The sequence below is a fragment of the Photorhabdus antumapuensis genome (genome assembly GCF_020387775.1).
GTDB classification, from domain to species: domain Bacteria; phylum Pseudomonadota; class Gammaproteobacteria; order Enterobacterales; family Enterobacteriaceae; genus Photorhabdus; species Photorhabdus antumapuensis.
The window spans coordinates 1-8643 of sequence record NZ_JAHZMK010000038.1 but is presented as its reverse complement, the minus strand read 5'-3'; the positions used below and the strand labels follow the sequence as shown (position 1 = coordinate 8643).

The window sequence follows — 8643 nt, the reverse complement described above, 5'->3', positions numbered from 1 at the left end:
AAAGCGGGTTTATGAATATCAGCCAATGGCGTAAAATAATTGACAGAGCCCGCCATCATGTTTGCAGCATTAGACAAGACTGAACGAGAAATACGGTTTAGTCCGTTGAGATCGGTTACCGTATAGAGCATGGCAATATCGCTGGCTCTAACGTAGGCTGAGACATTCCCTGACGCCATAGTTGATACCATGATTTTAGGCAAACCGATAGGCAGGCTTTGCATAGCCGGAGTAATCAGCGCTGTTCCGCCTGAGCCGCCGATACCAATCACCCCCGCAATATCGTCGATTGAACTGTTCAGGAAATTCGTGAGGGCGACAGACATCGCTGTTATCGCTTTATTCCGCACGCCACAAAAAACGGAGTCAGCGCCAGAGGGATGATACTCAGCCACCTGAAGTGAATGAATATCTATCTTTTTATTCTGATGATTTTTCCCGGGAGTTGATGTAGACACATCAATGATGATTGAATCAACTCCGGCGAGGTGTAAACAACATTTCAGCCAGGCCAGCTCGTCCAGTTTTGTGTCTGCTGTGCCAACGACAACCACAAATCGTGTCATAGTGTTCACCCCATGTGACATACCCAGTTCAAAGATGGATGTAAACCTATTGTAATATTTTACAACATGCAAGTTACTTTTTATCATTAGTGATATTTTTTATTATTAATGCTATACGGTTAAAATTTTAAGGGGTTTAAATGATTCTGTTTGATGAAGAAAAGCTGTCGCCAGTCCGGCGTCGTACCCTGGAACGTATCACTCATTCAGCGCTGAAGTTATACCGTGAAAAAAAATTTCCGTCTCCTGAAGAGATTGCCAGTGAAGCTGAATATGCGAAGGTCACGTTGCGCAGCTACTTTTCAACCCACAGTGATTTTGTAGAGTATGTTGTAAAACAAGTCATTGGGTCATTCGTTGTCCCCTCTATGGGCAATAATGCAGAGGAAAATATTGAAAAATTATTAAGATGGGGCTATGAAGAAATAGAAGCCAATGAGGCGCTGATGAGGGATGCTTTACGCATTTCTCAGTTACGCTGGCAGGAATCTTTATTAGGTGAAGGTAACCCCGAACGACCCGTTTTGAAGAAAAAAAGTAACCGTAAAGAGACACTTTCTACGGCGTTAGCGCCTCTAAAAGGTCAGCTTAAAGATGACACAATACATAAGATTATTATGTTGATTTCCGTTTTATATGGTACAGAGGCTATGACTATTCTGAAAGATACTTTTGGTTTAGAAAATGATGAAATAATCAACTTAACGAGTTGGGCCGCGAAGTTGATTGTTCGGCAGGCCATTAATGAGGAGCTAAAATAATCAGAAGACCATTTTTTTAACATTAAGGTAAAGAACCGGGCATGAGGCCCGGTAAAAGTTTCTTTTGGTGTCGATAACTTTTGTCACCAATCTTCTGATTAGATATAATCTGAGTTCTGGATAAAAAAATTGAACTAAATGCCGTTTGAAAAATAGAGTTTTCGATCAAGAAAGAACCGTCCCTGAATATTCCCATACATGATGAACGCTCTCGTTAAATGAATATAACTATTTCATTTTGGTACAATTGACACCATGTGGGACGTCCATTTTATCAGCTCAGGTCTGAGATAGGCATCAAACCGCACAGGAAAAAATGGGTTGTAACTCCAGGTACCTTAGAAAAAATCGGGTTCGGCGTCAATCTTCACTCCAGGGAACGTTGTTGCGTAAGCGTCCGGAGAACTACATTTTACTTAGCATCATTTTCCATGGCAGTAGTTTTTCTAAATCCGGGGCTGGCGATGACAACAGTCAGCGATTCTTTGTGAATATCCAGGCCGACATAAGCTGAAGGGATATCGTGTAACATAAAGATCTCCAATAACGCACCGATATTAAAGTGATGATATAAAGGTCATACCATCTGGCTCTTCGCAGGCTCTGCAAAGGTGGCGAACGAGCAGCCCTTCTGAACAGTTTTATCGGTACCTGCCAGCTAAATAAAATGGATCCTGAGGTCTGGCTACGCCATGTCATCAGTCATATTGCGCGCTGGCCTGCAAACCGGGTACATGAACTGCTTCCCTTGGAAAGCCGATCTTATTGTTTAGCCACCGTTAATACGGCCTGAATGCGCCACTTACATATGGGGAGTGGGATTATTTGAATATTCATCATTATCAATAAATCAGAGTCATCACCAAAGAAAGCGCTACCGACCTTGATTCAGAGATATAAATAAAGGTTCAAAGGTAGCGCTTAAATTATATTTACAATTTTCTCATATAAACTCTTAAAAGAGTTTTAACCACCCCTGGATTATTAATAACATCAACATCTTTTTCCTCATTATACGCGACAAGAGTACGATAAATTTCTTGATTTATATCACACAACAATGTAATAAGACCTGATAAGGGTTATAAACATTCTTTAGCTACTTTTTTAAGGATCACTTCATATAAAGAAGTTGCCAGAACTGATATATGTATATCATTGATTTAATGAAATCTGTTTTTTATAGTATCCCCTCTAAACACACAAAAATAATAGTGGATTTAAATTAGGACTGGATAGTATATCGACTGGGCCAAATTTCTGAAGGATGTACTCCTAGTCTGTCCGCAATAATCCTCTCCCCTTTAGGCCACCGGCGTATTAATGCATTAGATAGTGTCGATGGACTTAGCCCCGATTCCCTTGATAATGCAGCAAGTGTTGTGCCGCGTTTACGCAATGCTGCAATAATATCTGCCGGATGCCAGTCATTTTGAGTCGTTATCATCTCTGTTTACTTCCCCTAATTGATTTATGGTGGCTATTCAAATAGGATGCATGAATCAGTGTTCATTTCCGGCAAGCAAAACCAAAACCTTTCCCGCCAGAACCGCCATGAAAAGGCTAATAACAGACAAATAGGCAAAAAATTTCTTACCAATGTCCATGAACACAGGACCATGATTCCTAGTTATTTATCAAATTACTATTACTAAAAAACGTCCTTGTCATTCATGACCATTACTGTTGCAAGTAATGTTTTGCGTTGTTACCCTGTAAGAATAATTTTCATTTTGATTCCAAAAAGTTTTTCACTTTATTATGAGATAAGCTTGGACTATTGGTGCATTTTAAGGGCAAGACTAAAGCTGAACATCTTTTTTCAAAGTGAACAATATCTTTATGCCCTGAAGTACATGAACGTCCAATCCCAAAAATATCGGCTAATGCCTATGGTTTCATCAATGGATCTCGCCTGAGCCGTTTTAAAATTTCTTTCTGATTATCTGACATATCAAATCATTAAAACCCTTATTCTTACATGGATACTTTTATTTCATTGATGATCAATAGTAAAGATAATTCTTTACTTCTATTTTAATTAGAATAAAAAATAGTAAATTTAATTAAAGGGATTTTATATTAAAAAATGCGTTCAGATTGCTTCCACGCTTTATTTTCTATTAATTTAGGTTCAACTATCAAACTTAATTTGCGGACAATAATCTGAACAGCAACCAAATAATCTTTAATGTTAGTCTGATTAATGTACGGAGCCGTCATACCAAACATCGTCAACTCTAAAGCGGGTTTATGAATATCAGCCAATGGCGTAAAATAATTGACAGAGCCCGTCATCATATTTGCAGCATTAGACAATACTGAACGAGAAATACGGTTTAGTCCATTGAGATCGGTTACCGTATAAAGCATTGCAATATTGCTGTCCCTAACATTCCCTGACGCCATAGTTGATACCATAATTTTAGGCAAATCGATCGGCAGGCTTTGCATAGCCGCCGGAGTAATCAGCACCGTTTCACCTGAGCCTCCGATACCAATCACCCCCGCGATATCGTCGATTGAACTGTTCAGGAAATTTGTGAGGGCGATAGGCATCGCTGTTATCGCTTTATTCTGCATGCCGCAAAAAACGGGATCAGCGCCAACGGGATGATACTTAGCCACCTGAAGTGAATGAATATCTACCTTTTTATTCTGATAATTTTTCCCAGGAATTGATGTAGATACATTGATGATGATTGAATCAACTCCTGCGAGGTATAAACAACATTTCAACCAGACCAGCTCGTCCAGTTTTGTGTCTGCTGTGCCAACGACAACCACAAATCGCGTCATAGTGTTCACCTCATGTGGCATATCTAGTTTAAAGACGAATGTAAACCTATTGTAATATTTTACAACATGCAAGTTATTTTTTATCATTAGTGATATTTTTTATTGTGAATGCTATATGGTTAAAATTTTAAGGGGTTTAAATGATTCTGTTTGATGAAGAAAATCTGTCGCCAGTCCGGCGTCGTACCCTGGAACGTATCACTCATTCAGCGCTGAAGTTATATCGTGAAAAAAAATTTCCGTCCCCTGAAGAGATTGCCAGTGAAGCTGAATATGCGAAGGTCACATTGCGCAGCTACTTTTCAACCCACAGTGATTTTGTAGAATATGTTGTAAAACAAGTCATTGGATCATTCGTTATCCCCCCTATGGGTAATGATGCAGAGGAAAATATTGAGAAATTATTAAGATGGGGCTATGAAGAAATAGAAGCCAATGAGGCGCTGATGAGGGATGCTTTACGCATTTCTCAGTTACGCTGGCAGGAATCTTTATTAGATGAAGATAACTACAAACGACCTGTTTTGAAGAAAAAAAGTAACCGTAAAGAGACACTTTCTACGGCGTTAGCGCCTCTAAAAGGTCAGCTTAAAGATGATACAATACATAAGATTATTATGTTGATTTCCGTTTTATATGGTACAGAGGCTATGACTATTCTGAAAGATACTTTTGGTTTAGAAAATGATGAAATAATCAACTTAACGAGTTGGGCTGCGAAGTTGATTGTTCGGCAGGCCATTAATGAGGAGCTAAAATAATCAGAAGACCATTTTTTTAACATTAAGGTAAAGAACCGGGCATGAGGCCCGGTAAAAGTTTTTTTGGTGTATGGGCCTATGCATTTTGTGAGAGGTTATGTAGTGCTCCGGTCATCTTACCTTGTAATGCCCGTAGCTCTTTGGCAACAGTTGCGCGCTGGTCAGTTTTTGAATAGGTTGTTATCCGCTCTTGGACCTTGTCATATTCCTGTCGGTATTTATCCCTAACGGCAGAATAGCAACTACCTTGAAAAACGCCGTTATTGGGTGATCTCCGAGGACGAAAATACGCAAGCAGTTCATTTTGGCCGGGATTTATGTTCCTAACATCAATAATTAGATAATTTTTTAATTACAGAGCTTACAGTGCCAGATGGTAATAATGTTTCATTTATTGTTTTTCCATCATCATTACTCCATACAAAACGATCATTACGGCTCGTTTTCATGAAGTAAACATAATATCCATTATCTCCCATTGGTGTACAAGTCATATCGAACAGCCCCTCAATGAGATTTTTTCCATCCCCTGTGAAATAGCTCTCAGCATTTCTATACAGGCTAACTGGTTCAATGTTGGTATCATTACATACCAATTTATCTATTTTCATATTTGAATAAAAACTGAAGGTTGTTTTCAGCTCAAAAACATCTAGAAGATCAAATACTTTATGTCCATCCAAATAGAAAAAGAATATGCCATTTTGCCAAAAACCATCAAATGAATTCCATGATTCAACAGTATCGAACTGAAGAGAAAAATAAAACGGATCTCCATAAATCATTTCAGTCTAACCCCCAATTTCTTTTGAATGTCACTTGGCACCTGTTTACTTGTTAACTGGTTTTTTATATCTCCAGAGCTGCCATTCCAATGATACTCCCCATTGGTCCCTTCGAACCGATGAATATTACCTTTTTCATCCTTAGCGAATCTAACTTCTTTATTACCATAATTCTTGGAACTTGGAATTGAGTTTTCAAAAAGTTTCAATGAGTCTTTTGGTTTTATTCCCGCATTACGGCGATTTCTATCACCGCCAGGAGTATGTTTATGATTTGATTTATAAACTAACCCATTATTCGCTGTCACTGGATTAGGTACTGGTATAGCACTTCCCTTGACTCCTTTTGCTCCAGCCTTACTAATCCCTCCTGCAACCCCCGCAGATGCTGCAATCCCTGTCTGCCCCATAATCTTCACGATTTCTTGGGTCGTCTCTTCTGAGCCACCGGTGACTTGGGCACGATGGAGCGCCAAATTCCGGGATGCGTCAATATTTGACATCGCACCTCGTAAATCAGCCCATTCCCGCACTTCTGCCGGCGTGAGAGAATCCAGTCCCTGCATTCTGGCTTTTTCCTGAATTTCGCTCATCCGGGCACTGTAATTACTCTGTAATGCCCGCAATTCTTTGGCAACCGCAACGCACTGGTCAGCCCCTGAGCAAGTTGCTATCCGCTCCTGAACCCGGTCATATTCCTGCCGATATTTATCCCTGACCGTCGCACGACAACTGCTATCTCCCTGACAGTTGACCAGTTCCTCACTCCTTGAGCGATTCTGGTCAACGCTTAAGTGATTATTGTCCACAACAACTCTTTCTGTCACGGAGTCCGGCAACGAACCTGCTTTTTCACTGTCCTTTCCGTCAATTGCAGCCGTTTTTTGCTGTGGCGTTTCGGTACCGCAACTTTTTCCCCCGATGCGCCTTTCTAACCCGGAACATGCTACCGCTATACTGTGGCCTGCGATCTGCACATCCGTATCATAACAGCAACGGCTTCTTCTACAATTACCACTTGGATTTAAATAAGGTTTCATAATTCCGCTACACGTGGTTTTATTCAACCCATTGTTATACATAGGATTGTTAGTAGATAAGGTGTAGCACCATTTTGGAAAGTTATTTAACGCCTGCCTAAGATCGAGGTAACACTAAACTAAAGCAGTTGATTACCCGGCTGGTAGATAGCAAGTAACTATACAGAAAAATCCCAACCGCGAGGATTGGGATTTTATTCATTCAATCAATAGCGGTTGCTGTATATCGTTCTATTAAACATACATCTTTCACATCACATTCTGGATAAATCCATTTAGACCAATTTTTAATAACCCATTCCGTATTTAGCCCATGTCCTTCATCCGAAATACTTTCAATGGGTAATTTCACTAAAAATAGGCCAGCCTTATATCCAGAGGAGACAATTAATCCATATGGACGCTCATCATCCTGAGTTTCAAAAACCATAAAATCAACTTGTTCTTCATAGGGCCATGTTGCCGGCAACCTGAATACGGTTCCTCTGGATATATATTTTTCTATATGATCGATAAGTTTCATTATCCTACCTTCAAATTATGACCGCCGGATGTATCAGCCGATTTTCTCATTTGCATAGAGAAGTCAACTTCACCTAAGTGCTTACCTTTTGGAGAAACAACTTCAAATCGGCCATGCTGTGTATCGAGAGCATACAGATTTCCATCTTTACCTTTGTACACATCGCGTCCACCGTTCATTTGGGTTAATTTGCTATCTTTAACCATACCTTGTTCGACAATAACTTTTGCAGCAGTTTGTTTTACGATAGCAACACGTTCTCCAGGAGGAAGTCCCACTAAACTTTTTTCGAAACTGCCTACGCTTTGTCCCGTCGCAATTTTTGCGCTGGAATTAATAGGTGGAAGCCTATTACCAGCCTTACTAATTCCACCAAACGCCGACGCTGCTGCACTCGCTACAATACCCGCCTGAATCTCATCCAGACCGTATTCCTTCTGGAGAGCTTCAGAGACTTTGTTTGTAGCAACAACACCTTCTGCCTGCATTTGCTGCGCAAAGGTCGCCGTCAGATCGTAGACCATTTTGATCGGGATATCTTCACCCAAGGCACGATCTATCGCCTGTTTCACTGTCAGACTGTCGGTCAACACATCACCGTACTTCTGCTGGCAGCTCGCCGGGTTAGCGGCACAGTCACTTATTAGCTGTTTCTGTTGTGCGGTACTCAACTCCTCATATTTTTTAATGATACCGCCACAATCACCGCCGCCAGCTTGGCAGGACTTCATTTCCGCAGACCAGTCATCTATCTGCTTACTGCTCAGATAGTTATTCTCGACTGCGTTCTTCCCAGCCTGAGCACCAGTGAGCGCGCTGGCGCTGGAATCACCTGCTATCCCACCGGCCAGCCCGGCCGCCAGGGTAGAAAGGGTGCTGACAGTCTGTTTCTGCTCCTCCGTTAACTCACTGACTTTGGCCTTATCGCCGTAAAGCTGCTTAATCAGTACCTGTGCGGCCAGTTCGCCGGAAGCGGCGCCGGCTGCTCCTGACAGGGCATTGTTACCGCTCACCTCCGCCGCCACCGCGCCTAAAATCGCATGGGCCAGCGTATTGGTGGCGATATCCACCTGATGGGTTTGCGGGTCAGTAGTCAGCTCTTTTATCACCCCGGCCAGATACGGCGACGCGCCGCCGGCCAGCGCCTGACCAAGATTGTTCCCCGCCAGTCCCTGAATCGCTGCCGTGGCCGCCTGTAACGCTTTCTGGTATTTGCCGCCGGTTCCCAGGCCGGAGTCATTCAGCGCCTGCGTGTAGGCGGTGTCATAGATTTGTTGGTTGATGTCCGCCGGAGTCGGGTGTTTATTCCCTGCGTTGATCAACTTTTCTCTGGCATCGGCTTTATCCTGTTCACTGATATGATTGAGTTTCGCTTTCGCCGCTGTGGTGGCGATAATTTTCCCTTCCG

Annotated in this window: 10 protein-coding genes; 3 read left to right on the top strand and 7 right to left on the bottom strand. The window is 41.8% G+C overall.

The genetic code is table 11. From position 1 onward, the window contains the following. On the bottom strand, positions 1–566 hold a 566-nt coding region (locus KZ793_RS15365), incomplete at its 3' end, for a Tm-1-like ATP-binding domain-containing protein (RefSeq protein ID WP_225816141.1). Positions 567–706: 140 nt separating this feature from the next. On the opposite strand from KZ793_RS15365, the gene KZ793_RS15360 reads away from it, so the two are divergent. Both KZ793_RS15360 and KZ793_RS15355 read left to right on the top strand, forming a co-directional pair. Further along, entirely contained in the window at positions 707–1327 is a 621-nt protein-coding gene (locus tag KZ793_RS15360; protein ID WP_225816140.1) for a TetR/AcrR family transcriptional regulator, read from the top strand. A gap of 586 nt (positions 1328–1913) precedes the next feature. Continuing rightward, positions 1914–2120, top strand: a complete 207-nt coding sequence (locus tag KZ793_RS15355; protein ID WP_397443621.1) for a transposase domain-containing protein — start codon at positions 1914–1916, stop codon at positions 2118–2120. Between the two features lie 432 nt (positions 2121–2552). Here the strand turns inward: KZ793_RS15355 and KZ793_RS15350 are convergent, their stop codons facing one another. Together KZ793_RS15350 and KZ793_RS15345 are read right to left on the bottom strand one after the other, a co-directional pair. Then, positions 2553–2774: a helix-turn-helix domain-containing protein gene (locus KZ793_RS15350; protein ID WP_088374592.1), complete on the bottom strand. Its 222-nt coding sequence runs from the start codon at positions 2772–2774 to the stop codon at positions 2553–2555. A gap of 635 nt (positions 2775–3409) precedes the next feature. Further along, positions 3410–4126 carry a Tm-1-like ATP-binding domain-containing protein gene (locus KZ793_RS15345; protein ID WP_225816139.1) on the bottom strand — a complete coding sequence of 239 codons (717 nt, stop codon included), beginning with the start codon at positions 4124–4126 and terminating at the stop codon, positions 3410–3412. 140 nt (positions 4127–4266) lie between these two features. Here KZ793_RS15345 and KZ793_RS15340 point away from each other — a divergent pair, with 140 nt between their 5' ends. Beyond that, a complete protein-coding gene (locus KZ793_RS15340) occupies positions 4267–4887 on the top strand; it encodes a TetR/AcrR family transcriptional regulator (protein ID WP_225816138.1) in 621 nt (206 codons plus the stop codon). A 329-nt stretch (positions 4888–5216) separates the two neighbouring features. On the opposite strand, the gene KZ793_RS15335 is transcribed toward KZ793_RS15340, so the two are convergent. From KZ793_RS15335 to KZ793_RS15320, 4 genes are all read right to left on the bottom strand, one after another. After that, positions 5217–5672, bottom strand: coding sequence for an immunity 42 family protein (locus tag KZ793_RS15335; RefSeq protein WP_225816137.1), 456 nt, complete (start codon positions 5670–5672; stop codon positions 5217–5219). Then, positions 5669–6712 carry a hemolysin/hemagglutinin-like protein HecA precursor gene (locus KZ793_RS15330; RefSeq protein WP_225816136.1) on the bottom strand — a complete coding sequence of 348 codons (1044 nt, stop codon included), beginning with the start codon at positions 6710–6712 and terminating at the stop codon, positions 5669–5671. Before KZ793_RS15330 ends, KZ793_RS15335 begins: the two co-directional genes overlap by 4 nt. A gap of 202 nt (positions 6713–6914) precedes the next feature. Beyond that, entirely contained in the window at positions 6915–7235 is a 321-nt protein-coding gene (imm45, locus tag KZ793_RS15325; protein WP_139657260.1) for an Imm45 family immunity protein, read from the bottom strand. After that, positions 7235–8643: VENN motif pre-toxin domain-containing protein (locus KZ793_RS15320; RefSeq protein ID WP_225816135.1), on the bottom strand; the 1409-nt coding region annotated here is incomplete at its 5' end. The genes imm45 and KZ793_RS15320, both read right to left, overlap by 1 nt.

What these genes read in the sequence shown, in the direction of transcription:
- KZ793_RS15360 (WP_225816140.1), top strand. Translation starts at nt 707, where the DNA reads ATGATTCTGTTTGATGAAGAAAAGCTGTCGCCAGTCCGGCGTCGTACC.
- KZ793_RS15350 (WP_088374592.1), bottom strand. Translation starts at nt 2,774, where the DNA reads ATGATAACGACTCAAAATGACTGGCATCCGGCAGATATTATTGCAGCA.
- KZ793_RS15345 (WP_225816139.1), bottom strand. Translation starts at nt 4,126, where the DNA reads ATGACGCGATTTGTGGTTGTCGTTGGCACAGCAGACACAAAACTGGAC.
- KZ793_RS15340 (WP_225816138.1), top strand. Translation starts at nt 4,267, where the DNA reads ATGATTCTGTTTGATGAAGAAAATCTGTCGCCAGTCCGGCGTCGTACC.
- KZ793_RS15335 (WP_225816137.1), bottom strand. Translation starts at nt 5,672, where the DNA reads ATGATTTATGGAGATCCGTTTTATTTTTCTCTTCAGTTCGATACTGTT.
- KZ793_RS15330 (WP_225816136.1), bottom strand. Translation starts at nt 6,712, where the DNA reads ATGAAACCTTATTTAAATCCAAGTGGTAATTGTAGAAGAAGCCGTTGC.
- imm45 (WP_139657260.1), bottom strand. Translation starts at nt 7,235, where the DNA reads ATGAAACTTATCGATCATATAGAAAAATATATATCCAGAGGAACCGTA.